Genomic DNA, 22,347 nt, shown 5'->3' with positions numbered 1-22,347 from the left:
TCGCCCGGCGGTGATCCCGCTACCCCGCCCGCTTGACCGCGTCGACGTAGGCGTTGGACGCCGGCAGGTAGCTCGCCACCACCGCCGCCGCTGCCGCCAGCGCACCCCCGTAGGCCGGCAGCGTCGTGCCCTCGCCGAACAGCACGGCCGCCACCTGGAACACGGTGAAGACGGTCAGCACGACCCTGGCCCAGTTGCGCCCCGACCTGACCTTGAACGCGAGCCACAGCTGCACCAGCGCGATCACCAGCGCGATGCTCGCGAACACGACCTGGGTGGCGGTGGCGGTGCTCTGCAGCTGGTCCTCGCCGAGGGACGGCTGCGCGGCCCGCAGCGCCTCGACGAGCTCGTCGTGCGTGCCCACCAACATGCCCACGGCCGCGACAGCGGAGACGCTGGACACGAGGAACCCCGCGAACGCCGCGGTGATGGTGCCCGGCGGCGTGGTCCTGCCCGTTGCAGTAGTCATGATCACGACCGTAGGACGTGGCGGAAAGCATTGCAGCACAACGGGTTCGGATCTAGTACTTTCGGACGGGGCACCGGTTGCGGGCCTCCGGCGGCAGCCTGAGCATGGCGGGTCGGGATAACGCGGCGGCATGGGTGAACGGCAGTGGGCGGCGGGACCACGGCCGCAGAGACTGACGGGGATCCGAACCCGATCCCGAGAGGTTTCCCATGGCTGTGCGCATCCGGCGGCTCGCGTCGCCGGTCACCCTGCTGTTGTGCGGCCTGACCGTGTGCCCGGCGACCGCCGCGGCGCAGGACGACACGATCGGCACGGACGGCTACGTCCACGTCGCTCCCAACGGCACCGTGCTCGGCGTCGACCCGTACTACCCGACCGACGGCAACGGCGGGTACGACGTGGCGCACTACGACGTCACCCTGACCTACGACCCGGCGATCCGCTTCCTCGCCGCCAGGACCACCGTGCGGGCGGTCGCGACGCAGCGGCTCAGCCGGTTCAACCTCGACCTGCGCGGCCTGACCGTGAGCGGGGTGCAGGTGAACGGCGTCGCGGCGGCGTTCAGCCGGACCGGGGAGCACGAGCTGGTCGTGACGCCGAAGGAGGTGCTCACCGAGGGCGCCGAGTTCACCGTCACCGTCGTCTACTGCGGACGCCCGCAGGCCGAGCTCACCCCGCGCGGCTGGACCGGGTGGCGGACCTCGGTGACCGGTGGCGCGTTCGCGGCCGGTGCGCCGCATTCGGCCACGACGTGGTTCCCGGTCAACGACACCACCGCGGACAAGGCCACGTTCCGCGTCACCGCGACCGTTCCCGGCGGGTGGACCGCGGTGTCCAACGGCGTGCGCGAGTCGGTTTCCGGGTCCACCGTCACGTGGGCGGAGAACACCCCGATCGCCCCGTCCGCCACGATGATCGGCATCGACCGGTACACCGTGCGGGAGTCGGTCGCCGGGCGGACACCGGTCCTCGACGCCTTCGCGCCCGGTGCGAACGCGACGGAGCCGGCGGCGAAGCTGCCCGCGGTGGTGGAGTTCCTGACCACCTACCTGGGTCCGTTCCCGTACGCGTCGACCGGTGGGCTGTACGTGCCGGACCGGCTGGGGTACGCGCACCCGGCGCAGGGCCGCGCGGTGTTCGGGGCGGGTGCCGACGAGTCCGCGCTCGTGCGGGCCGTCGCGGCGCAGTGGTGGGGCAACAAGCTCGCCATCAAGATGTGGAAGGACCAGCCGCTGCCGGAGTCGTTCGCGCGCTACCTCGGGTGGCTGTGGGACGAGCAGCGGCACGGTGTCGACGTCGAGCAGCGCTACCGGGCCGCGGTCGACCGGGCGGGTGCGGCGTTCTGGGCGCGCAAGCTGTCCGATCCGGGCAGGGGCCGCGAGTTCTCGGTGTCGGACAAGGGCGTGCTGATGGTGCACGCGCTGCGCAAGCACATCGGTGACGAGAAGTTCTTCGCCGTGCTGCGGGAGTTCCCGGAGATCAACGACAACTGGAACCAGGGCTGGCACGACTGGGAGCTCTACACGGCGGCGGTGGCCGACATGGACCTGGAGCCGTTCTTCGCGGCCTGGGTCGACGGCACGACCGCGCCCACCGGCTTCCCGGGCTGACCACACGACCCCGGCCCGGGGAACCGTGAGCCGGCCGGATCCCCGAGACCGGCCGGCTCACACCTGGCGTCAGGCCAGGTAGCGCGAGTAGACGGGCGAGGCGTGGCACTCGGCCCGGTAGGCCGCCGCGGCGTCGGCGAGCACCGGGCGCGCGTGCTCGGCCACGACGCCTTCCCGGTGCCACAGCAGCAGGAACCGCCGTTCCAACGCGTCGTCGGCGAGCAGCCGCACCGCCACCTGCTGGTGCCCCTCGCAAATGGCCTGCGACAACCCGACCGCGCCGGTGCGGACCGCGGCGACGGTCGTCGAGTAGTTCTCCGCGACGTGCCGGACCCTGGGCGTGAACCCGGCGGCCCGGCAGGTGGCGCGGAAGTACTCGTGGAACCGCGCCGAGTCCGGTGGCGGCAGCACCCACTCCTCCTGCGCCAGCTGGTCGAGCCGCACGACCTTGTGGCGTGCCAGCGGGTGGTCCTCCGGCAGCACCACCATCGTCGGGTCCAGCGCGATCACCGCGGTGTCCACGCAGGCAGGCACCGCCGCCTCGAACCCCGGGTAGTCCTTGACCACGCCGATCTCCAGCCGCCGCTGGGCCACCAGGTCCACCACGAGGTCGCGGCACTCGCTGTCGAGCAGCGACGCGCCCTCGCCGCGGGGCAGCCGGGCCGCGGCGATCGCCGGCAGGTGGGCGAGGATCGGGGAACACGCCCCGCCCACCCGCACCCGCGACGAACCGGGGCCGGTGCGCGACTCGATGTCGTGCACCAGCCCCTCCATCAGCGGCAGGACGGCGGCGATCCGGCTGATCAGCAGCTCACCGGTCGGGGTCGGGGTCACCGCCGTCGCGCGGCCGCGGTCGAACAGGCGTTGTCCCAGCGCGTTCTCCAGCCGCTTGAGCTTGCCGCTCACCGCGGGCTGGCTGATGCCGAGCACCACCGCCGCCTCGGACAGGCTGCCGGTCTGACCGATCGCCCGCACGAGCCGGAGGTGGTGGACGTCGAGCTCCATGCCGTCACACCCCGTCCACACCTCTACGTGTTTCTTCCGTTCCCTGATCCCCTGCTGGTTACGGTGGTACTTGCAGATGCCGGGTCAGCCGGGGGTGGTGACGCGGGGGCCGGGCGGTCGCAGGATGCCGGCGGTCCTCCCGATCGCAGCGTAGAGCGCGAACGCCACCACGACGGAGTTGATCGTCGGAATGCCCACGGGCACGAACGCGCCCACCGCCGCACCGACCGCCCAGCACACCAGGGAGGCGGGCACCCAGTCCGGCGGGGCCGGTGGCAGCTCGCCGACCGCGCCCCACTCGGCCAGCTCGCGCCGCCACGTGCGGACCACGAAGTACTCGGCGATCACGATGCCCGCGACCGGTGGCGTGATGATCCCGATCCACGTCAGGAACGTGGTGAAGTGGTCGAGGATGCCCAGCGCGGACAGCAGGGTGCCCAGCGCGCCCAGCGCCAGCGTGGCCCTCGTGCGGGTGAGCGTGCGGCCCAGCAGCACGTCCGCGGTGTTGACCAGGCCGAGCGAGGCCGAGTACAGGTTCCAGTCGTTGATCTTCATGATCGCGGTGACCAGGATGAGCGTGCCGAGGACACCGGAGGTCGAGGTGACGGCGGCGACCACGTCGGCGCTGCGGGCGGCGTGCGCGAGCAGCACCCCGGTCAGGCCGATGAGGTACTCCCCCAGCGTCACGCTGATCAGCGTCTGCTTGACGACGTCGCTCACGCGCCGGTTGAACCGGGTCATGTCCGGCGTCATCACCGCGCCCATGATGAACGCGCCCGCGACCAGGGTCGTGCCCTGGGCGACGGACAGCGCCGGGCCCGGCGGCGGCATGGCGACCAGGTCGGCGAGGTCGTGGCGGCGCAGCTCCTGCGTGATCGCGTACCCGGCGAGCAGCAGGAACGCCGGCACCGTCAGGTACGCGGTCCAGGCCATGGTGTGGAAGCCGGCGACGACGATGCCGGTCACCACGATCCCGCCGAACACCGCCCACACCCACACCGGCGGGCCGCCCATCAACGAGTGCAGGCCGTGGGCGAACACGTCGTTCTGCACGCCGAACCACCCGGCGAGGCTCAGCGTGACGAGCAGACCGACCAGGCCGGAGCCGCGGCCGCCGAACCCGGCCCAGCGGGCGAGCACGGACGTGGAGACGCCCTCCCGCATGCCGGCCACGCCCATCAGCACGGTCACGACCTCCAGCATCACCGCGCCGAGCGTGATGGCCAGCACGGCGTCCTGGAACGTCATGCCGAAGCCCAGGACCGCGCCGAGCAGGAACTGGTGGAACGAGGAGACCTGCCCGAACCGCTGCACCGCCACGGAAACCCAGGAGCAGCGCGCCGAGTCGGGCAGCCGGCGCAGCGAGTAGTCGTCGTGCACGGGGTCAGCTCTCCTCGTCGTCGGACTGCAGCAGCACGAAGCCCTGGTTCGGGTGCGGCTGCCAGGTCAGCTCGCGGGCGTAGAGCAGCTCGAGGAACTTGACCCGCTGGTGGTAGGCGAACACCGAGCTCTCGGTCCCGGTGATGGCGGGCGTGTCGACGAACAGGGGCAGCTCGGCCAGGAAGTACCGCACGGCGCTGCGCAGCTGGACCTCCGTGGGCACCTCGCCGTCGGGCAGCTTGCGGTCGAGCACCCAGCGGGTGGCGTCCAGGCAGTGGCCGGCGAACTCCTCGTCGTGGTCGAACAGGTCGTGGCCGTTCGTCAGCAGCCGCAGGTAGCACGGGTTCTCGGCCAGGGTCGTGCCGTCGAGCACGTGGTCCTCCGGGCGGGCGACACCGACGTCCCACAGCGCGCGGCACACCTTGTTGACCACGTACTGGCCCTGGCGGCGTGCCTTCGTCCTGGCGCGTGCGGGGTCGTAGCCCAGTGCCTCCAGGGTGAAGGCCGCCGCGTGGTCGGGGATGAAGAAGTGGAAGCGCTCGAACTCGGCGATCGCCCAGCGGGCCAGCGCGGTGATGCGCTCGACCGAGAAGTAGCTGTTGAACGGGCTGACGCCGACGCACACGTGCCGGCCGCTTCGCAACGGCCGCGCGCAGTGCTCGGTCAGCGGGGTTGTCAGCAACACCGTTGGCTCCGAGGAATTTCACAGGGGTGCAGGGAAACCGGAAAGTCCGGATTCCGACCACTATGCGGAGCAGTCCACCCGGCAGGTAATGCCGAACGGTCATGCCGCAGCCTTATGCGCTGTCCAGGATTGAGCTGAACGGTCTGGTGACAGGGCGCCGCGGACCGAGCGTAATGAGGTGCATGGAACTCCAGGTCCGGCATTTGCGCGTGCTGCTCGCCATCGCACGCGCGGGCAGCCTCAACCGGGCGGCGGGCGAGCTCCGCCTCCCGCAGCCCGCCGTCAGCCACCAGCTGCGGCGCATCGAACAACTCGTCGGCGACCGGTTGTTCGACCGCGACCCGCGCGGGGTGCGACCGACCCGCATCGGCGCGCTCGTGCTGGCCCGCGCGGAGGCGATCATCCCCGCGTTCGACGAGCTGGACCGCGACTTCCGCGCCCACCAGCAGGCCGCCACGGGTGTCAGGGTGGGCTGGAACGACAGCGCGCTGGCACCGGACGTGTTCCGCTGCGTGCTCGACCTGATGCCCGGTCACGAGCTGACGACCAGGGCGGACATGTCGCACAGCCGGCTGGTGCAGCAGGTGGTGAACCGGTGCGTGGACCTGGCGCTGGTGCTGGTCTGCGGGCCGCGGACGCTGGCGGTGCCCGGTGCGGTGCGAGTCGCGCGGGTCGTGACCGAGCCGTCGTTCGTGGCGCTGCCGTCGTGGCACCGGCTCACCGGCGCGGCCGCGGTCGACCTCGCGGACCTCGCCGACGAGCGGTGGATCGTGTCGAGCTGCGGCGACGGCTGCCGGATCGTGTTCAGGGAGATGTGCCTGGCGCACGGGTTCACCCCGCGCATCGCGCACGACGTGGACACGCTGCGGTTCCGCCTGGTCGCCGGCGGGCACGGGGTGTGCCTGGTCCAGCCGACCACGCCGGAAACGCCGGGAATGGTGCTGCGGCCGTTGACGGGAACGCCGATGACGGTGCAGCACCTGCTGTTGTGGCGCACCGACCACCCGTTGGCCGCGCAATTCGAGGAAGTGCACGCCGCCGCGGTGAGCTCCTACCGGAAACTCGCCCGCGACAACGCGGTCTACCGCGCGTGGCTGGAGGCGGATAACGGCACGGCATAGCCGAGCGGCAGTGGGCGCGGTGGCACGGCGTGGACACACTCGGTGGACCGCCGCAATTGCGCCGAGGAGCCGGAAAGGGACTTCTGCCATGCTGCCGCTGATCACCCGCGACGAGCTCAGGAATGGCATCGACACGGGCACGCTCGTCGTGGTCGACACCATGCCCGTGGCGTACTACGAAAGGGAGCACCTGCCGGGTGCGGTGAACATCCCCGGCTATCCCTACGACGACGCGGCGGCGTTCACCGACCGGCACGCCCCCGACGTGCTGCCCGACAAGTCCGCGGACATCGTCGTCTACTGCGCCAACGCCCCGTGCCGCAACAGCGACTTCGTCGGCGCCCGGCTGGCCCAGCTCGGGTACGCCCACGTGCGCAAGTACCGCGGCGGCATCGAGGACTGGGTCGGTGCCGGCCTGCCGACGTCCACTTCGGACACCTCCAGCGCCTGAGCGCTCCCGAGACGTTCCGCCGCCTCACCCTGCCACACCCGAGGAGTTCACCCATGTCCCTGCTCACCCGGCTGCGCCACGTCGGCGTCGCCCTCGTCGCGGTCGCCGCCACCCTGCTGGTGGCCGCACCCGCCTCCGCGGCCCCGTCGGTCACGGCCGACGGGAACGTCGTCAAGGTCACCTCCGCCAACCACGCCGAGATCCTGGAGATCTCCCGGACCAAGCTGGTCGTCCTCGACTTCGGGGCCACCTGGTGCGGTCCGTGCCGGCAGATGAAGCCGGTCATCGAACGGCTCGCCGCCGAGTACGACGGCCGGTTCCTGCTCGGTGAGGTCGACGTCGACGTCAGCCGCGACCTGTCCTCCAAGTACCGCATCCAGTACCTGCCCACGCTCGTCCCGATGCGCAACGCGGCGGAGCTCCCCGGCTCGCGCAACGTCGGGTACCGCGGCGAGGCCGCGCTGCGGTCGTGGATCGACGCCCAGCTCGCCAAGGGCTGACGCGGCCGGCCGGCGCCCTCGTGCCAGGGCGCCGGCCGTTCGCCCACCCGGCCACCGCGGCGCCCCTGCCGCCGCGTTTCCCTGCGAAAGGAGCCGGCCGTGCTCCCGTACCGCGCGCTGCTCGCGCTGTCCGTGATCGTCCTGCTCGGCTGCCTGACCGAGGTGCTGCCCGCCGGGTTGCTGCTGGGCATGTCCGCCGACTTCGGCGTGCCGCCCTCGACCACCGGTCACCTGGTCACCGGCTACGCCCTCACCACCGCGCTGGCCGCGGTGCCGCTGACCGCGCTCACCTCCCGGTTGCGGCGCAAGCCCGTGCTGCTCGGGCTCGTGTTCGGCTTCGGCCTGACCAACCTCGTCATCGCCGTCTCCCCCTGGTACGGCCTCGTCCTGGCGATGCGGATCGCCTCCGGCGCGATCACCGGCGTGATGTGGGGGCTGGTCGCGGTGTACGCGATGCGGCTCGCGCCACCGCACCTGTCCGGGCGCGCACTCGCGGTCGCCATGGCCGGTACCCCGCTGGGCTTCGCCGTCGGCGTGCCGGCGGGCACCGTGCTGGGTGAGCTGGTGGGGTGGCGGTGGGCGTTCGTGCTGATGGGCGTGATCGCCGTGCCGTTGCTCGGGTGGGTGTCGGCGGCGGTGCCCCCGGTGGCGCCCGAACCGGTGCGGGTCAGCATCCCCGCCGCGTTGCGCGTGCCCGGCATGGTCCCGGTCGTGCTGATGGTGCTCACGTTCTCGTTGGCGCACAACATGTTCTACACGTACCTGGGTCCCGCGCTGGAGCAGGTGGGCAGGGAGTGGTTGCTCAGCACGGCATTGCTGGTGTTCGGTCTCGCCGCGGTCATGGGCCTCCTGGCCGTGGGCAGTGCGCTGGACCGGTTCCCGCGCGGGGTGCTGGTGGCGTGCCCGGCCGCGGCGGCGGTGGCCATCGCGCTGGTGCCGCTCGCCGACGGCTCCGCGCCCCTGCTGCTCGCGATGGCGTTGTGGGGCTTCGCATTCGGAGGTGCGCCGACCGCGTTCCAGGCGGTCACGGCACTGGTCGCGGGCCGCACGGCGGACTCGGCGCAGTCGCTGACGATCGCCTCCTGGAACGCGGCCGTGGCGGGCGGTGCGACCGTCGGCGGCCTCGTCCTCGACACCGAACCGGCCGCACTGGGCGCGGCTGCCGCCGCCGTGATGGTGCTGCCGCTGCTGGTGGCGCTGCGGACCCCGGTGGCGAACCGGGTTCCGCAGCACACCGGGTGATGCCACCCGCCGGTCCGCGCACATCGGGCTGACCGGCGTGAAGGCCCGCAACTGCTCGTCGCCGCCGAACACGATCAGGCGCCGACCCGGAGCAGCACGCGGGCCGGGCCCCGGTCCGGCTCAGTGGTCGGACAGACCGGCCACGATCGACGTGGAGGCCGCCCGGCGGGCCGGCAGCACCGCCGCGAGCACACCCGCGACGCCGACCGCGAGGAACAACGCCACCAGCTGCCCGAACGGCACGGACACGACCATCCGCAGCTCGTCGTCCCGCGACAGCGCCACCACGAGCAGCACCGCGGCCGTGCCCCCGACGAGGGCGCCCAGCACGGCACCGGCGAGGGCGATGAGGCTCGACTCGACCAGCAGCACCTTGCGCAGCTCCGCGCGGGTGAACCCCAGCGCGCGCAGCAGGGCCGACTCCCAGCGCCGTTCCAGCACCGACAGCGTCATGGTGCTCGCGATGCCGAGCAACGCCGTCAGCACCGCCAGCCCGATCATCGCCCAGACGAACGCCAGCAGCCGGTCGACCTGCGCGGTGAAGCCGGCCCTGACGTCGGCGAAGCTCACGACCTGCGCGGTCGGCACGGACTGGGTCGCCGCGGCCAGCACGGCCCTGCCGTCGGTGCCGGGTGCCGTCTTGACCGCGATCGTGTCCACGCCGGTACCGGGCCAGGCGGCACGGTCGGTGTAGGCGTCGGCGCCGCCAGCCGGTTTCACCACCGCGACCACGCGCAGGACTCGGGAGGTCCCCTCGACGGTGCCGGTGACCTCGCTGCCGACGTCCGCGCCGATCCTCCGGGCCGTCTCCTCGGTGAGCACGATCCCGTTGCCGCGCATCGAGCCCAGGTCGCCGCGGACGACCTCGGGGCGGATCAGCGTGCCGAGCGCTTCCGGGGTCACGGCGGTCATGTTGGCCCACCGGCCGGTCTCCCCCGGCCCGAAGGTGAACGGGAGCCAGGTCTGGCCGCCGGCCGCCTCGACACCGGGTGCGGTGCTGATCCGCTCCAGCAACGCCGACGGCAGCGGGCGGTCGCTCACGGCGCTGCGGACCTCGTAGTCGGCGGGGAACCGCTCGGCCAATTCGGTGTCCCTGGTCTTCTGCACGCTGGTCGCGACCACGGTCAGCATCGTCACGACCGCCACGCCGACCAGCAGCGCGGCCGTGGTGGCCGCGGTGCGGCGCGGGTTGCGGGTGGCGTTGGCCGTCGCCAGCGCGGCCGGGACGCCGAACAGCGACCGCGGCAGGGCGCCCAGCACCCGCAGCACCGGCCCGATGATCAGCGGGCCCGCGGTCACGACCGCGGCGAGCAGGGCGATGCCGGCGGCGACCGCGAGGACCATGGCGAGCTTCGGCCCCGAGGCCTGGGTCAGCGCCAGCCCGGCGCACAGCGCGGCGAGGACCGCCAGCACGACCGCCACGACGGTGCGGGCCCGGCCGGTGCGCGCGACCTCCTCGCGGCTGTCGGCCTGGGTGCGCAGCACCTCCATCGGGGAGATCCGGGTCGCGCGCCGGGCCGGCGCCAGCGCAGCCACCAGCGTGACGCCGAGCCCGACGGCGAACGCCCCGGCGACCGCCGCACCACCGACCGGCAGCCGCACCGGCGACGACCCGAGCACCGCCTGCAGTGCCGCCGCCAGGCCGATCCCGGCTGCGAGGCCGAGCACCGAGGCGACCAGCCCGAGCACGGCGGACTCCAGCAGCACCGAGCGGAAGACCTGGCCGCGGCCGGCACCGATGCTGCGCAGCAGGCCGAGCTCACGGGTGCGCTGGGCGACGAGGATCGTGAACGTGTTCATGACGACCATCGCCGCCACCACGAGCGCGACCACCGCGAAGAGGCTCATCGCCAGCGCCACCTCGTCGTTGCCGCCGCTGCGGTCGAGCAGCCGTTCGGTGTAGGCGGCGCCGCTGGAGACGGTGAACTCCTCGCCCAGCGCGGCCCGCAGCCGCTCGACGAGCTCGCCCTGGCCGGCTCCGGCCGAGCGCACCACGACCAGGGCGTCGTAGGGCGGTCGCGCCGGGTCGACGAACGGCGTGACGTCGGGCAGCAGGACTTGGGCGCTGCCGGGGCGTTCGGCGGTGCCGCTGTCGTAGACACCGCTCACGGTGAACCGCACCGGCGCCGAGTCGGTGCCGAGCAGCGTGACCTCGGCTCCGACCGCGAGGCCGCGGTCGCGGGCGGTCTGCTCGCTGACCGCGACCTGCCCGGCGCCGGGGAGCGCGCCCCGCACGACCTCCTGCGGCCGCAGTGCCGGGTCGGTGGCGAGAGGCACGAGGCCGGCCTCGTCCGCACGGCCGGACGCGCCGACGATCGGCACGGGCACCGTGCGCCGCAGTTCGGCGGAGGCGACACCGTCGACGGCGCGCACGGCGGCGACGTCCGGCAACGCGCGCTCGACCGGTTCCACGACGGCGTCGACACCGCGGGCCGAACGGGCGAACTCGTCGCTCATCTCCGCCCGCAGCGCGTCGGCCAGCACCGCCGTGCCCGACACGAACGCGACGCCGACGACGATCGCGAGCGACGACAGCACCAGCCGCGCGAACCGGGCGCGCAGCCCGGCCAGGGTGGTCCGCAGCATCACGCCCCCAGCCTGGAGAGCACGCCCAGCACGGATTCCGGTGTCGGGTCGTGGATCTCGCCCGCGACCCGGCCGTCGGCCAGCAGCACCACGCGGCCGCCGTAGGACGCGGCGACCGGGTCGTGCGTCACCATCACCACGGTCTGCCCCAGCTCCCGCACCGAGGTGCGCAGGAACTCCAGCACGCCGGCGCCGGTGCGGGAGTCGAGGTTGCCGGTCGGTTCGTCGGCGAACACCACGTCCGGCTTGCCCACCAGCGCCCGCGCGCAGGCCACGCGTTGCTGCTGGCCGCCGGAGAGCTCGGCGGGCTTGTGCCGCAGCCGGTCGCCCAGGCCGAGCGTGTCCACGACCGCCGCGAACCACTCGCGGTCCACCTCGCGACCGGCCAGCCGCAGCGCGAGCAGGATGTTGTCGCGCGCGGACAGCGTCGGAAGCAGGTTGAACGACTGGAACACGAACCCGACCCGGTCGCGCCGCAACCGGGTCAACCCGTTGTCGGACAACGCCGTCAGCTCGGCATCTCCGATGTGGACGGTGCCGGCGTCGGCCCGGTCCAGGCCGGCCAGGCAGTGCAGCAGCGTGGACTTGCCCGACCCGGACGGGCCCATGATCGCGGTCAGCTCGCCGGCGCGGAACGCGACGCTCACGCCGTCGAGTGCGCGCACCGCCGCCGGACCGCTGCCGTAGGTCTTCACCAGTTCGTGTGACGACACCGCCCCGCGGACCTCCGCTCGGGACACTGGGGACGTTGGAGACACCGTCATCGCACCTGCTTCGTCTTCGCCGGGATTTGTGCGGCCAGACGACGGCGGCACCGCGACCGGTTCTCCAGGGCCTGATTTGTGACGCAGACCACACCAGCGTGAGAACCTGTTCCGCGATCCCGACGTCTTGCGGAGTGTGAGAGCAATCCGGGGTGAGCCCGCCGTCCTCGACGAGGAACACCTCGTGCGCCGAGTCGCACGGGGTGACCGCCGTGCGTTCGAGGAGCTCTACCGCCGCACCGCGCCGTGGCTCACGGTCCGGCTGCGCCGGCGGTGCTCCGACGACCAGATCGTCGCCGAGGTGCTGCAGGAGACCTACCTGGCGGTCTGGCGGGCCGCCGACGCTTTCGCCGGTGCCGCCACCGGGGGCAGCGCGGTCGGCTGGCTGTGGACCATCGCGGCCCGGCGGCTGGTCGACGCCTTCCGCCGTCGCGCCCACCACGCCCAGCCGCCCACCGCCGCCGCGGTCGAGCCGGTCGTGCGCGCCGCGGAGGACGAGGCGCTCGACGGGGTGGTCGGCGACGAGGTCGGCGACGCGCTGCGCACCCTGGCGCCGGAGCTGCGGCAGGTGCTGCAGGCGATGGTGCTCGACGGGCTGTCGGTGCGCGAGACCTCGGTGCTGCTCGGGCTGCCGGAGGGCACCGTCAAGACCCGCGCGAGGCGGGCGAGGATCGCTATGCGGGAGGCACTGTCATGACCGCCCACCACCCCGCGGAGCAGCTGCTGCGCCGGTACGCCCGCGGTGCCCAGGACCTCCCCGCCGACCAGCTGTGGGCGGTCGAGTCGCACCTGGAGACCTGCGCGCCGTGCCGCGGGCGCCTCGCTCCCGACCCCGTGGCCGACGCGGCGTGGGCCCAGCTGGCCCCGCTGCTCGACCACACCCCGCAGATGCCGCGCGCGCGGATGTGGCGCCGCCGCCTCACCACGTGGACCTCCCCCGTCGCCGGTCCGTGGCTCGCGATGATCATGCTGGTCACGCTCGCCTCGGTCCTGCTCGACCAGCTCGGGGCGGCCTCACCGGACGACATCTCGCTGGTGCTGCTCATCGCCCCCGTTCTGCCCGTGCTGGGCGTGGCGGCGGCGTGGGGGCGTGCTCTCGACCCGGCCTACGAGCTCGTCGCCGCCACGCCGCGCGCCGGTCTGCCGCTGGTGCTCAGGCGCACCGCGGGCGTGCTCGTGGTCGTCCTGCCCGGCCTGGCCGTCGCCGGGTGGCTCACCGGCGCCTCGCCGGCCCAGTGGCTGCTGCCGTGCCTCGCCTTCACGACCGGCACGCTCGCCCTGGGCGGGCTGATCGGCGTCACCCGCGCCGCCACCGCCCTGGTGGTGCTGTGGGCCGCCGTGATCGCCGCACCGACCGTGGCGCTCAGCCGCACCCCCGTCCTCGACCCCGCCGTCACCCCGGTCTGGGTCGCCGTGCTCGCACTCGGACTGCTCCTGATCACCCTGCGCAGGACCGCTTTCACGCGCCTGGAGGCCCACCGATGACCGCACCCACCACCTACGCCTGGGAGATCGAGGCGCGCGACCTCGTGGTCAAGGTCGGCCGCCGCCGCACCGCCGTCGACGGCGTCACGCTCACCATGGGCCGCGGCGTCCACGGCCTGCTCGGCCCCAACGGCGCAGGCAAGACCACCCTCATCCGCGCACTGGCCACCGTGCTGCGCCCCGCCTCCGGCACGCTGTCCCTGCTCGGCGACCCCGACCTGCGCTCGCTGCGGCGGCGCATCGGCTACCTGCCGCAGGAGTTCGGCCACTACCGCCGGTTCACCGTCCGCGAGTTCGTCGAGTACATGGCGTGGCTCAAGGAGGTGCCCGGCCCCGAGATCCCGGCGGCCGTGCAGCGCGCCGTCGAGCGGGCCGGGCTCGCCGACCGCGCCGACGACCGCCTCAAGACGCTGTCCGGCGGCATGGTCCGCCGCGCCGGCATCGCGCAGGCCATCGTCAACGACCCGGAGGTCCTGCTGCTCGACGAACCCACCGCGGGACTCGACCCGGCCCAGCGCCTGCGGTTCCGCGACCTGCTCACCGAGCTGGGCACCGACGCGTGCGTCGTCGTGTCCACCCACCTGGTCGAGGACGTCGCCGCCGCGTGCACCGACGTCGTGCTGCTCGCCGAGGGCAGGCTCGTGTTCCAGGGCACGCCGGCGCAGCTCGCGGCGGCGGGGACAGCCGGACACGCCGGGGACAGCCCGATCGAACGCGGCTACAGCGCATTGCTCGCCTCGCCGCGGCAGCGTGGGACGTGGTGACGCCCTCACCCCGGCGGTGGCGGCGGTGAGGGCCCTGCGCCTGGAGCTCCGGCGCTCCCTCGCCCCCTGGGCCGGCCTGCTGCTCGTCGCCGGCGCGGTGGCCGTCCTCTACAGCCTCAGCGCCCCGTGGTGGAAGGGCCGCGAGGCGTGGGACGCGCAGTGGCACACCGCCGCCGAGTGGCTGCGGTTCCTGCTGGTCTTCCTGTGGCCGCTGACCGTGGGAGCGGGTGCCGTCGCGGGCCTGCGCGACCACCGCGAGGGCACCCGGGACCTCCTCGCCACCACCGCCCGCCCCACCTGGCACCGCGGCGCGGCCACCGCCGGTGCCCTCGCGATCTGCCTGGCGCTCGGCTACCTGGCGGTCTTCGCACTCGGCGCGGCCCAGGCCGTGTGGCACGGCGGGATCTTCCACCTCGCCTGGCTGCCGACCACCGCCGTCGGCGCGCTGGCCGTCGTCGCGGGCGGATGGCTGGGCATGGGCCTCGCCCGCGTGTTCCCGTCCGTCCTCACACCGCCGCTGCTCGCCGTGAGCGCGATGGTGGCGCTGGTGTTCCTCACCATCTCGCAGGACCCGGGAACACAACCGGAGCAGGTCCTGCCGAACCAGGTCGTGCTGCTGTCACCGGCGCTGTGGGCGGTGCGCAACGTCTACGCCACCGTCTCCGGCGCGGTCCACCTCGGTCAGGCGATCTGGCTGACGGGGCTGGCGCTGACCGGCTTCTGGCTGCTCGTCGCCCCGTCCGCGCGGCTGCGGGTGGCGGCGCTCGTACCCGTCGTCGTCGGGGCGGCGGTCGCGTTGCCGGTGCTGCCCGCCCGCACCTTCGTGCGCAACGAGGCCGTGTCCGCACTGGTGTGCCGCGGGCCCGCGTGCGTGGCGCGGCTCGACCAGTCCTCTTTGGACGAGCTCGCACCGGCGGCCGAGGAAGCCCTGCGCCTGCTGCGGAAACTCCCCGACCCGCCCACGTCCGTGCGCGACGCCGCACAGCCGAGCCGGTCGCTGCACACCGTCCCGCGCACCCCGGACGTCGTGCTGATCCACCTGACCGGCGGCGCGTTCGAGTACTTCGAACCCGCTGACTGGCGCACCGAGCTGGTGGCCGGCGCGGGTACCCCCACCTGCTTCACCGACCTCGACAGCGACCGCGCCACCGTCCGCGAGACGGCGGCCAGGACCGCCACCGCGGCCTGGTTCACCGGCCGGCTCACCGACCTGCACAACTACCGCTTCCTGCGCGAAGCCGCCGCCGAACCCGCCCGCCAGGCCTGGGACCTGCTCCGCGCCCTCCCGCCGGAGCAGCAGCTGCGTCAGGTGAGCGCGGCCCGCGCGGTCGGGCTGTCGTGCCGAGGCGACCAGCTCACCGCGCTCACCGGCGGGGTGCTGTGAGAGCCCTCCTGCTCTACGCGCGCAGCCGGCAGGTGCCCGCGTCCGCACTGGCAGCGGTGGTGTGCTGCCTGCTCGTCCGGGTCGTGACCCCGTCTGCGCCCGACCCGAGGTGGCCCGCGCTGGCCATCACCGCCGCCGTCTGCGCCCTGGCCACCGGCCTGTCCGGCCAGGACGCGGACCTCGACCGGACGGCGGCCTGGCCGTGGCCGCTGTACCGGCTGGGCCACGTCGCCGCGATCACCGTCGTGGCCGTGGTGCTCGTCGCCGGCACCGCGCCGCTGCCGTTCGTGCTGCGCGGGTGCGTCGGCATGGCGGGACTTGCCGCGCTGGGCGCCGCGTTCTTCGGCGGGCACCTGGCCTGGCCGCTGCCGTGCGCGGCGTTCGCCGTCACGTTCTTCACCGACAGCTGGTTGGTCGCGCCGCCGGACTCGGTCCAGGCCGGTGTGGTGATGGTGGCATTCGGTGTTGCCGGAACTGCTGTCTACGTTTTATTTCAGCCTGCACTGAACTTATAGTGAGCTAAGACATCCTTGGGCCCCGCCAGAACATGAATGGCGGTTTCTTTTCCGTTCCGCCGGGTATGTACGATTTCGTGACGGACCTGACTGTCGACTCAGCGGACCTGCTCGCCGAGGGATACACCGCCGAGTTCCCCGACTCGGACGCGGACGAACCGATCCTGCGCGACGCCAGCGGGCGCGAAGTGCTGACGTGGCGGGAGAACTACCCGTTCACCGAGCGGATGTCGCGCCCGGAGTACGAACGGGTCAAGCGGCTGCTGCAGATCGAGCTGCTGAAGCTGCAGCACTGGGTGACCGAGACCGGGCAACGGCTCGTGATCCTCTTCGAGGGCCGTGACGCCGCCGGCAAGGGCGGCACCATCAAGCGCTTCAGCGAACACCTCGACCCCCGCGGCCTGCGCACCGTGGCACTCGGCAAGCCGAGTGAGCGCGAGCGCGGCGAGTGGTACTTCCAGCGCTACGTCCGCGAGCTGCCGACCGCGGGCGAGATCGTGCTGTTCGACCGGTCCTGGTACAACCGGGCCGTCGTCGAGCACGTCATGGGTTACTGCACGAAGGACGAGTACGACCTGTTCATGAAGCAGGCGCCGGAGTTCGAGCGGATGCTCGTCGAGGACGGCGTGCTGCTGGTGAAGCTGTGGTTCTCGGTGTCGCGCAACGAACAGCGCACCCGGTTCGTGATCCGGCAGATCGACCCGGTGCGGCAGTGGAAGCTCAGCCCCAACGACATCAAGTCGCTGGACCGCTGGGACGACTACACCGAGGCCAAGGTCGCGATGTTCCGGTCCACGGACACCGAGATCGCGCCGTGGACCGTGGTGAAGAGCAACGACAAGAAGCGCGCGCGGATCGAGGCGATGCGCAGCGTGCTGGCGCGGTTCGACTACGCCGACAAGGACGTCGAGGCCGTCGGGACGCCCGACGTCCGGGTCGTCGGCGCCGCGGCGACGTTGCTGGAGGAGGGCGAGGACGACACGGCGTTGAGCCCGACGCCGATCGCGCCGAGCGCCGAACCGGGGCCGGGGCTGCACCCGTGACCGGGAGCCGGGGAGCCTGGCACCGCTCCCCGGCCTCCGGTGTCCGTCAACGGGTCAGCGACACGCGGGTGAAGTCCACCGGCACGTCCAGCGCCACGTTGATGTAGTTGGTGAACACGTTCAGCGCCACGTGCGCCACCGTCTCCACGATCTCCTCCTGGCTCAGCCCGGCGTCACGCGCGGCCTGCACGTCGGAGTCCGCGATCTGGCCGCGCTTGTCGACCAGGGTCACGGCCAGGGCGAGCACGGCGGCGGCGCGCGGGTCGTCGGACTGGCCGCTCTGCGCGCTGGTCATCTCGGCGGTGGTGGCGCCGGCCTTCTTGCCGAGCATCGTGTGCGCCGAGAGGCAGTAGTCGCAGCGGTTGCGGTCGGCGACGGCCACGGCGACCATCTCGCCGAGCTTGGCGCCGAGCACGCCGTCGCCCAGTGCGCCGAACTGGGCCCACATGCTCCGCAGTGCGGCCGGGGAGTTGGCGACCGCGCGGAACATGTTCGGCACCAGGCCGAAGGCGCCCTTGATCTGTGCCAGGGTCTCGGCGCGCTCGTCGGTGATCTGGTCGGGATTGGTGAGCTCGATGCGGGACATGGTTCTCTCCTTGATGTTGTGGAACGGGATCAGGTGCAGGTGCCGTCGACGGAGCAGACGGCGGGTGGAGTGGTGCCGTCCACGGCGGGTGGGACGGCGCCGTCGAGCAGGCGCGTCACGGCCGAGGCAAGCGACATGTCGTCGACCTGGCCGAGCTGGTGGCCGCGCAGCACGCCGTCGCGGTCGATGAGCACGGTGGTGGGCGTGCCCCGCATGCGGTAGCGGCTGAACGTGACCGGCGCCGGGTGGTCGCCGCTCGCCGCGTCGACGCCGACCGGGAACGGGATGCGGTACTCGTGCAGGAACGCCTTGAGGCTCACCGGGGTCATCGCGCCGTGGTGCTCGAACACGGTGTGCAGGCCGATGACGGCGAGGTCGTCGCCGAAGGTCTTCGCCAGGCGCACGGCCTGCGGCAGCGCGTGGCTCACGCAGCCGGGGCAGAGCATCTGGAACGCCTCCAGCACGACCACGCGGCCGCGCAGGCCGGCCAGGTCGAGCGGCTCGCTGTTGAACCACTCGGTGGTCTCCCACGGCGGCGCCTGCGTGAGCGGATCGGACGCGGGTGCCGGCAGCGGGCTCACCACGACCGCCCGGCGTAGGGCTGCGACCACAGCGCGACCTGGAGGGTGACCGCCTTGAACCAGGCCTGGTGCATGGCGTCGACCTGCTGCTCGTCGTGGCCGCCCGCCGCGAGGAACGGCCGGATCGTCGCGGTGATCGGGTAGACGAACGCGATGATGTAGCGCAACGGGATGTGCGGCACCGAGTCGGCGTGGTCGGTCTCGTTCTTCTTCGGCACGGTGTGCCGCAGCGCGATCTCCTGCTGGTAGGCGAGCCAGCGCTCGTCGTACGGGCGGGTGCAGGTGTCGGTGATCCAGCGGGCGAACCGGGCGCGGACCCGTGCGAGGTACTCGGGGATCGGCGTGCCGTCCGGCGTGGCGAAGTAGGCCACGAGGTGCGGGTGCGAGCCGACGAACCCGTACCAGACGTCCAGGACCTGCTCGATCTGTCCACTGAGGACCTCACCGGCCAGTAGCAGGGCCTCCTGGTCCTCCGGTCCGAACAGGACGGTGGCCAGCAGCAGCTCCAGGTCGGCCGGGGTGACCGGGGACGGGGCCAGACCGGGATCGTCGTGGGTGTAGCCCGGTACGGGTTCAGGAGTGGTCATGTCGCTTTCCTTCGCAAGGACGGAGAAGTCCGCTCGTCCCCAGTGGGGCGAGGTTCCGGGACCGGAGCGGTCCCGGAGGAGGCGAAAGCCAGTCTGCCACAAACTAGGTAGGACTCCTACCTAGTTCTTCGCTCAGGTGACCCACGTCTCAGCCGGGGCGATTTGCGCCCGGTGCGTACGATCGCCGGGAAAGCACTAGTCACAGGGCGGATCGCATGACTGACACCGACGGCACGGCCGGCCTCGACCGGCGGCTCGCCGACGCCATCGAGCGGATCGGGCACGGCATGCGGTCGCTGGCCCAGCGCACGGCGCGGGAGCACGGGCTGACGCCGTTGCAGCAGCAGGCGGTGCTGGCACTGGCGCAGCAACCGCAGGCACGGCGTGAGGTGGCCGCGCTGGCGCAGGAGTTCGACGTCACCACGCCGACGATGTCCGACGCGGTGGCCGCGTTGGAGCGCAAGGAGCTCGTGACCCGCTCCCCCGGCACGGACGGGCGCAGGCGGTCGCTGGCGCTGACCCCCGGCGGCGAGGAGGTCGCGCGTCGACTGTCCTCTTGGGACGACCCGCTGACGTCCGCGCTCGGCGCACTGCCCGACGCGGACCGCGCGACCACGCTGCACACGTTGCTGCGGGTGATCGCGGACTTGCAGCGCACGGGCGTGGTGACCGTGTCGCGCACGTGCACGACATGCCGTTTCTTCGGGCCGAACGAACACCCCGAGCCGGACGCGCCGCACCACTGCCACCTGCTGCGCATGCCGTTGCCACTGGCCGGGTTGCGCACGGACTGCCCGGAGCACGAGGCGGAACCGGCCAAGACGCCGGCGGTCCGGCGCAGGCAGCGCACCACCGCACCCTGAGCCTGCGGTCCGAGCCGGTCGGCTCAGCCGTGCAGGCGTTCGGACTGCGAGTCGAGCCGCCCGTCGAGCCGCCGCCGCAGCATCCCCGCCCACGACTCGGGCAGCACCCCGGCGTGCCGGAGCAGGTGCCGGGCACCCTCCCGGTCACCGCGGTCGAGGTTGACGACGCGGTGCACCTCCGCGGCGGTGATGCCGTGCATCGGCGTGCTCACCGGGACCAGCCGGTCGCCGTGCACGAGGTGTCCCGGCTGGAGCACCCGGCAGTAGAAACCGGTGCGGCCACTGCGTTGCGCGCGCACCGCCAGGTCGTCCACCCCGTGCCGGGCGGCGAGCTTGAAGCAGGGCCGCCGGGGCTGGGACACCTGCAGCAGCACCGATCCGACGGAGTACACCGCACCGATCACCGCGTCGCTCTCCAGCAGTCCTGACGTCGTGAGGTTCTCACCGAACGCGGGCATCGCGAGCTCACCGATCTCCTCGCTCCAGGCGGTGTAGTGCTCGGCGGAGTACAGCAGGACCGCCTTGTTCGGCCCGCCGTGGTTCTCCACGTCCCCCTGCTCGTCCCCCGCCAGACCGAGGCGGCCGACCTCCACCTGGTGGGGCGTGGGCGTTTTCGCGATGGCGGTGGTCACCGCACGCCCCCGCCACGGCAGCTCCCGCACGACTCCGGTGGACACGACCACCACGTGAGCGTCGCTCATCGGGTCTCCCCCGTTTTCTTGAACTGATCCGGACTGGTTGATCGAAGCGGGCCGAGCATGCCACAATCTTGCTAGGAGTCCTAACTATTCATTGTCGATGAGGAGCCCGCCTTGACCGCTGACGACCTGGTCGCCGCGTTGCGCGGAGCCTCGTTGAGGATCACGAAACAACGGCTCGCCGTGCTGTCCGCGCTCGGCAGCCACCCGCACGCCGACGTCGAGCAGCTGGGCCGGGCCGTCCGCGCGGACATCGGATCGGTGTCCACCCAAGCGCTCTACGACGTGCTCACGGCGTTGACCGACGCACGGTTGGTGCGCCGGCTGGACACCGGCGCGCCAGCCCGCTTCGAGCTGCGCGGTCACGACCACGACCACCTGGTGTGCCGCGGTTGCGGCGCGGTGGCCGACGTCGAGCGCGGCGAGCACCCGGCTCCACCGCAGTTCCCGCAGACGCACGGATTCCGCGTCGACGAGACCGAGGTCGTGCACCGGGGGCTGTGCTCCCCGTGCCACCTCGCAGCCCAGAACCCCTGACCCGAGAAGGTTTCCCTGATGGCGTTCGAGGACAACACCGACCCGCTGACCACCGCCGCCGGCGCACCGGTCGCCGACAACCAGAACAGCCTCACCGCGGGTCCGCGCGGCCCGGTGCTGCTGCAGGACCTGTGGCTGCTGGAGAAGCTCGCGCACTTCGACCGCGAGGTGATCCCGGAGCGGCGGATGCACGCGAAGGGCTCCGGCGCGTTCGGCACGTTCACCGTCACCGCCGACCTGACCGCCTACACCAGCGCCGCGTTGTTCAGCGCGGTCGGCAACCGGTGTGAGACGTTCCTGCGGTTCTCCACGGTGGCGGGCGAACGCGGCGCCGCCGACGCCGAACGCGACATCCGCGGCTTCGCCACCCGCTTCTACACCGCGGAGGGCAACTGGGACGTGGTCGGCAACAACACGCCGGTGTTCTTCTTCCGCGACCCGCTCAAGTTCCCCGACCTCGCGCGCGCCGTGAAGCGGGACCCGCGGACCAACCTGCGCGACCCCGAGAACAACTGGGGCTTCTGGACGAACCTGCCCGAGGCGCTGCACCAGGTGACGATCGTGATGAGCGACCGCGGCATCCCGCGTTCCTACCGGCACATGCACGGTTTCGGCTCGCACACCTACAGCATGGTCAACGCCGACGGCGTGCGGCACTGGGTCAAGTTCCACTTCCGCACCCGGCAGGGCATCGAGAACCTGACCGACCAGCAGGCCGGTGAGCTGATCGGCCGCGACCGCGAGTCGCACCAGCGCGACCTGTACGACGCCATCGAACGGGGCGAGCACCCGGCCTGGACGCTCTACCTCCAGGTGATGCCGGAGGCCGACGCCGCGAGCTACCGCTTCCACCCCTTCGACCTCACCAAGGTCTGGAGCAAGAAGGACTACCCGCTCATCGAGGCGGGCGAGCTGCGCCTGGACCGCAACCCGGACAACTACTTCGCCGACGTCGAGCAGGTCGCGTTCACCCCGGCGAACGTCGTGCCCGGCATCTCGCTGAGCCCGGACAGGATGTTGCAGGGCAGGCTGTTCTCCTACGGCGACGCGGCGCGGTACCGGCTCGGCGTGAACCACCACCAGATCCCGGTCAACCACCCCAACGGCGCGCGGCTCGTGAACACCTACCACCGCGACGGCGCCATGCGGGTCGACGGCAACCAGGGCGGCGTACCCGGCATCCAGCCGAACAACCACGGCCGCTGGTCCGAGCAGCCCGCCTACGCCGAGCCGGCCCAGGCCGTCGGCGCCACCGCGGACCGGTTCGACTTCCGCGCGGACGACGACAACTACTTCGAGCAGCCCGGCGACCTGTTCCGGCTGATGACCGGCGAGGAGCAGCAGCGGTTGTTCGACAACACCGCGCGGGCGATCAAGGGCGCGCGCAGGGAGACCGTCGAACGGCACGTCTTCCACTGCGGCCAGGCCGATCCCGCGTACGGCGAGGGCGTGCGCAAGGCGTGCGAGGCGATCGGCGCGCTGTGACCCGGC

The 22,347-nt window shown here is 72.5% G+C and carries 24 protein-coding genes; 14 read left to right on the top strand and 10 right to left on the bottom strand.

The annotated features are described in order from the left end of the window. Positions 1–19: 19 nt before the first annotated feature. Entirely contained in the window at positions 20–469 is a 450-nt protein-coding gene (locus tag ACZ7CF_RS06465) for a hypothetical protein (RefSeq protein ID WP_470369042.1), read from the bottom strand. 209 nt (positions 470–678) lie between these two features. Here ACZ7CF_RS06465 and ACZ7CF_RS06460 point away from each other — a divergent pair, with 209 nt between their 5' ends. Then, positions 679–2,079, top strand: coding sequence for a M1 family metallopeptidase (locus ACZ7CF_RS06460; protein WP_470369041.1), 1,401 nt, complete (start codon positions 679–681; stop codon positions 2,077–2,079). A gap of 69 nt (positions 2,080–2,148) precedes the next feature. Here the strand turns inward: ACZ7CF_RS06460 and ACZ7CF_RS06455 are convergent, their stop codons facing one another. The 3 genes from ACZ7CF_RS06455 to ACZ7CF_RS06445 form a co-directional block, all read right to left on the bottom strand. Further along, entirely contained in the window at positions 2,149–3,084 is a 936-nt protein-coding gene (locus ACZ7CF_RS06455; RefSeq protein ID WP_470369040.1) for a LysR family transcriptional regulator, read from the bottom strand. 84 nt (positions 3,085–3,168) lie between these two features. Further along, positions 3,169–4,464 (bottom strand): purine-cytosine permease family protein, encoded by a 1,296-nt coding sequence (locus ACZ7CF_RS06450; protein WP_360384248.1) that lies wholly within the window; start codon positions 4,462–4,464, stop codon positions 3,169–3,171. A 4-nt stretch (positions 4,465–4,468) separates the two neighbouring features. After that, the gene (locus ACZ7CF_RS06445; protein WP_360384250.1) at positions 4,469–5,149 is read right to left on the bottom strand and encodes a tRNA-dependent cyclodipeptide synthase; all 681 of its coding nucleotides are present in this window, start codon (positions 5,147–5,149) and stop codon (positions 4,469–4,471) included. Positions 5,150–5,331: 182 nt separating this feature from the next. On the opposite strand from ACZ7CF_RS06445, the gene ACZ7CF_RS06440 reads away from it, so the two are divergent. The 4 genes from ACZ7CF_RS06440 to ACZ7CF_RS06425 all read left to right on the top strand — a co-directional run bounded on the left by ACZ7CF_RS06440 (position 5,332) and on the right by ACZ7CF_RS06425 (position 8,463). Further along, on the top strand, positions 5,332–6,270 hold the full coding sequence (locus ACZ7CF_RS06440; RefSeq protein ID WP_360384252.1) for a LysR family transcriptional regulator: 939 nt from the start codon (positions 5,332–5,334) through the stop codon (positions 6,268–6,270). 88 nt (positions 6,271–6,358) lie between these two features. After that, on the top strand, positions 6,359–6,721 hold the full coding sequence (locus ACZ7CF_RS06435) for a rhodanese-like domain-containing protein (protein ID WP_360384254.1): 363 nt from the start codon (positions 6,359–6,361) through the stop codon (positions 6,719–6,721). Positions 6,722–6,774: 53 nt separating this feature from the next. Further along, positions 6,775–7,221: a thioredoxin family protein gene (locus tag ACZ7CF_RS06430; protein ID WP_360384256.1), complete on the top strand. Its 447-nt coding sequence runs from the start codon at positions 6,775–6,777 to the stop codon at positions 7,219–7,221. Between the two features lie 99 nt (positions 7,222–7,320). After that, positions 7,321–8,463, top strand: coding sequence for an MFS transporter (locus tag ACZ7CF_RS06425; RefSeq protein ID WP_360384258.1), 1,143 nt, complete (start codon positions 7,321–7,323; stop codon positions 8,461–8,463). A gap of 120 nt (positions 8,464–8,583) precedes the next feature. Here ACZ7CF_RS06425 and ACZ7CF_RS06420 read toward each other — a convergent pair whose 3' ends face one another. After that, positions 8,584–11,049 carry an ABC transporter permease gene (locus tag ACZ7CF_RS06420; protein ID WP_470369333.1) on the bottom strand — a complete coding sequence of 822 codons (2,466 nt, stop codon included), beginning with the start codon at positions 11,047–11,049 and terminating at the stop codon, positions 8,584–8,586. After that, positions 11,049–11,813 carry an ABC transporter ATP-binding protein gene (locus ACZ7CF_RS06415; RefSeq protein WP_360384260.1) on the bottom strand — a complete coding sequence of 255 codons (765 nt, stop codon included), beginning with the start codon at positions 11,811–11,813 and terminating at the stop codon, positions 11,049–11,051. The genes ACZ7CF_RS06420 and ACZ7CF_RS06415 overlap by 1 nt, the downstream gene beginning before the upstream one ends. 145 nt (positions 11,814–11,958) lie before the next feature. On the opposite strand from ACZ7CF_RS06415, the gene ACZ7CF_RS06410 reads away from it, so the two are divergent. The 6 genes from ACZ7CF_RS06410 (at position 11,959) to ppk2 (ending at position 17,004) form a co-directional block, all read left to right on the top strand. Then, the gene (locus tag ACZ7CF_RS06410; RefSeq protein WP_458434413.1) at positions 11,959–12,510 is read left to right on the top strand and encodes an RNA polymerase sigma factor; all 552 of its coding nucleotides are present in this window, start codon (positions 11,959–11,961) and stop codon (positions 12,508–12,510) included. Continuing rightward, entirely contained in the window at positions 12,507–13,298 is a 792-nt protein-coding gene (locus ACZ7CF_RS06405; RefSeq protein ID WP_470369039.1) for a zf-HC2 domain-containing protein, read from the top strand. The genes ACZ7CF_RS06410 and ACZ7CF_RS06405 overlap by 4 nt, the downstream gene beginning before the upstream one ends. Next, a complete protein-coding gene (locus tag ACZ7CF_RS06400; protein WP_360384264.1) occupies positions 13,295–14,062 on the top strand; it encodes an ABC transporter ATP-binding protein in 768 nt (255 codons plus the stop codon). The genes ACZ7CF_RS06405 and ACZ7CF_RS06400 overlap by 4 nt, the downstream gene beginning before the upstream one ends. Positions 14,063–14,087: 25 nt before the next feature. Then, complete coding sequence (locus tag ACZ7CF_RS06395; protein WP_360384266.1) at positions 14,088–15,446, top strand: hypothetical protein; 1,359 nt, start codon at positions 14,088–14,090, stop codon at positions 15,444–15,446. Next, the gene (locus ACZ7CF_RS06390) at positions 15,443–15,961 is read left to right on the top strand and encodes a hypothetical protein (protein WP_470369038.1); all 519 of its coding nucleotides are present in this window, start codon (positions 15,443–15,445) and stop codon (positions 15,959–15,961) included. Before ACZ7CF_RS06395 ends, ACZ7CF_RS06390 begins: the two co-directional genes overlap by 4 nt. 77 nt (positions 15,962–16,038) lie before the next feature. Beyond that, positions 16,039–17,004 (top strand): polyphosphate kinase 2, encoded by a 966-nt coding sequence (ppk2, locus tag ACZ7CF_RS06385; protein WP_458432568.1) that lies wholly within the window; start codon positions 16,039–16,041, stop codon positions 17,002–17,004. A gap of 46 nt (positions 17,005–17,050) precedes the next feature. Here the strand turns inward: ppk2 and ACZ7CF_RS06380 are convergent, their stop codons facing one another. Genes ACZ7CF_RS06380 through ACZ7CF_RS06370 form a run of 3 tightly spaced genes read right to left on the bottom strand, consistent with a single transcriptional unit; the run spans position 17,051 to position 18,758 of the window. Next, complete coding sequence (locus ACZ7CF_RS06380; RefSeq protein ID WP_470369037.1) at positions 17,051–17,590, bottom strand: carboxymuconolactone decarboxylase family protein; 540 nt, start codon at positions 17,588–17,590, stop codon at positions 17,051–17,053. A 29-nt stretch (positions 17,591–17,619) separates the two neighbouring features. Then, positions 17,620–18,174: a redoxin domain-containing protein gene (locus ACZ7CF_RS06375; protein WP_458432572.1), complete on the bottom strand. Its 555-nt coding sequence runs from the start codon at positions 18,172–18,174 to the stop codon at positions 17,620–17,622. Continuing rightward, positions 18,168–18,758, bottom strand: a complete 591-nt coding sequence (locus tag ACZ7CF_RS06370; RefSeq protein ID WP_458432574.1) for a protoglobin domain-containing protein — start codon at positions 18,756–18,758, stop codon at positions 18,168–18,170. The genes ACZ7CF_RS06375 and ACZ7CF_RS06370 overlap by 7 nt, the downstream gene beginning before the upstream one ends. A 215-nt stretch (positions 18,759–18,973) precedes the next feature. On the opposite strand from ACZ7CF_RS06370, the gene ACZ7CF_RS06365 reads away from it, so the two are divergent. After that, the gene (locus tag ACZ7CF_RS06365; RefSeq protein ID WP_470369036.1) at positions 18,974–19,621 is read left to right on the top strand and encodes a MarR family winged helix-turn-helix transcriptional regulator; all 648 of its coding nucleotides are present in this window, start codon (positions 18,974–18,976) and stop codon (positions 19,619–19,621) included. 23 nt (positions 19,622–19,644) lie between these two features. Here ACZ7CF_RS06365 and ACZ7CF_RS06360 read toward each other — a convergent pair whose 3' ends face one another. Continuing rightward, positions 19,645–20,322 carry an MOSC domain-containing protein gene (locus ACZ7CF_RS06360; protein ID WP_470369035.1) on the bottom strand — a complete coding sequence of 226 codons (678 nt, stop codon included), beginning with the start codon at positions 20,320–20,322 and terminating at the stop codon, positions 19,645–19,647. A 111-nt stretch (positions 20,323–20,433) separates the two neighbouring features. On the opposite strand from ACZ7CF_RS06360, the gene ACZ7CF_RS06355 reads away from it, so the two are divergent. Together ACZ7CF_RS06355 and ACZ7CF_RS06350 are read left to right on the top strand one after the other, a co-directional pair. Further along, the gene (locus ACZ7CF_RS06355; RefSeq protein ID WP_470369034.1) at positions 20,434–20,856 is read left to right on the top strand and encodes a Fur family transcriptional regulator; all 423 of its coding nucleotides are present in this window, start codon (positions 20,434–20,436) and stop codon (positions 20,854–20,856) included. Positions 20,857–20,874: 18 nt separating this feature from the next. After that, positions 20,875–22,341 (top strand): catalase, encoded by a 1,467-nt coding sequence (locus tag ACZ7CF_RS06350; protein ID WP_360384284.1) that lies wholly within the window; start codon positions 20,875–20,877, stop codon positions 22,339–22,341. The last annotated feature ends 6 nt before the right edge of the window (positions 22,342–22,347 follow it).

The sequence above is a fragment of the Lentzea sp. NPDC036955 genome (genome assembly GCF_055608005.1).
The sequence above is the reverse complement of the archived record's forward strand: the minus strand, read 5'-3'. Positions and strand labels throughout refer to the sequence as shown.

Excerpts from the sequence above, each read along its gene's own strand:
- ACZ7CF_RS06400 (WP_360384264.1), top strand. The coding sequence starts at position 13,295 with ATGACCGCACCCACCACCTACGCCTGGGAGATCGAGGCGCGCGACCTC.
- ACZ7CF_RS06455 (WP_470369040.1), bottom strand. The coding sequence starts at position 3,084 with ATGGAGCTCGACGTCCACCACCTCCGGCTCGTGCGGGCGATCGGTCAG.
- ACZ7CF_RS06415 (WP_360384260.1), bottom strand. The coding sequence starts at position 11,813 with ATGACGGTGTCTCCAACGTCCCCAGTGTCCCGAGCGGAGGTCCGCGGG.
- ACZ7CF_RS06430 (WP_360384256.1), top strand. The coding sequence starts at position 6,775 with ATGTCCCTGCTCACCCGGCTGCGCCACGTCGGCGTCGCCCTCGTCGCG.
- ACZ7CF_RS06360 (WP_470369035.1), bottom strand. The coding sequence starts at position 20,322 with ATGAGCGACGCTCACGTGGTGGTCGTGTCCACCGGAGTCGTGCGGGAG.
- ACZ7CF_RS06370 (WP_458432574.1), bottom strand. The coding sequence starts at position 18,758 with ATGACCACTCCTGAACCCGTACCGGGCTACACCCACGACGATCCCGGT.
- ACZ7CF_RS06365 (WP_470369036.1), top strand. The coding sequence starts at position 18,974 with ATGACTGACACCGACGGCACGGCCGGCCTCGACCGGCGGCTCGCCGAC.
- ACZ7CF_RS06380 (WP_470369037.1), bottom strand. The coding sequence starts at position 17,590 with ATGTCCCGCATCGAGCTCACCAATCCCGACCAGATCACCGACGAGCGC.
- ACZ7CF_RS06460 (WP_470369041.1), top strand. The coding sequence starts at position 679 with ATGGCTGTGCGCATCCGGCGGCTCGCGTCGCCGGTCACCCTGCTGTTG.
- ACZ7CF_RS06350 (WP_360384284.1), top strand. The coding sequence starts at position 20,875 with ATGGCGTTCGAGGACAACACCGACCCGCTGACCACCGCCGCCGGCGCA.
- ACZ7CF_RS06405 (WP_470369039.1), top strand. The coding sequence starts at position 12,507 with ATGACCGCCCACCACCCCGCGGAGCAGCTGCTGCGCCGGTACGCCCGC.
- ACZ7CF_RS06465 (WP_470369042.1), bottom strand. The coding sequence starts at position 469 with ATGACTACTGCAACGGGCAGGACCACGCCGCCGGGCACCATCACCGCG.
- ACZ7CF_RS06440 (WP_360384252.1), top strand. The coding sequence starts at position 5,332 with ATGGAACTCCAGGTCCGGCATTTGCGCGTGCTGCTCGCCATCGCACGC.
- ACZ7CF_RS06435 (WP_360384254.1), top strand. The coding sequence starts at position 6,359 with ATGCTGCCGCTGATCACCCGCGACGAGCTCAGGAATGGCATCGACACG.
- ACZ7CF_RS06420 (WP_470369333.1), bottom strand. The coding sequence starts at position 11,049 with ATGCTGCGGACCACCCTGGCCGGGCTGCGCGCCCGGTTCGCGCGGCTG.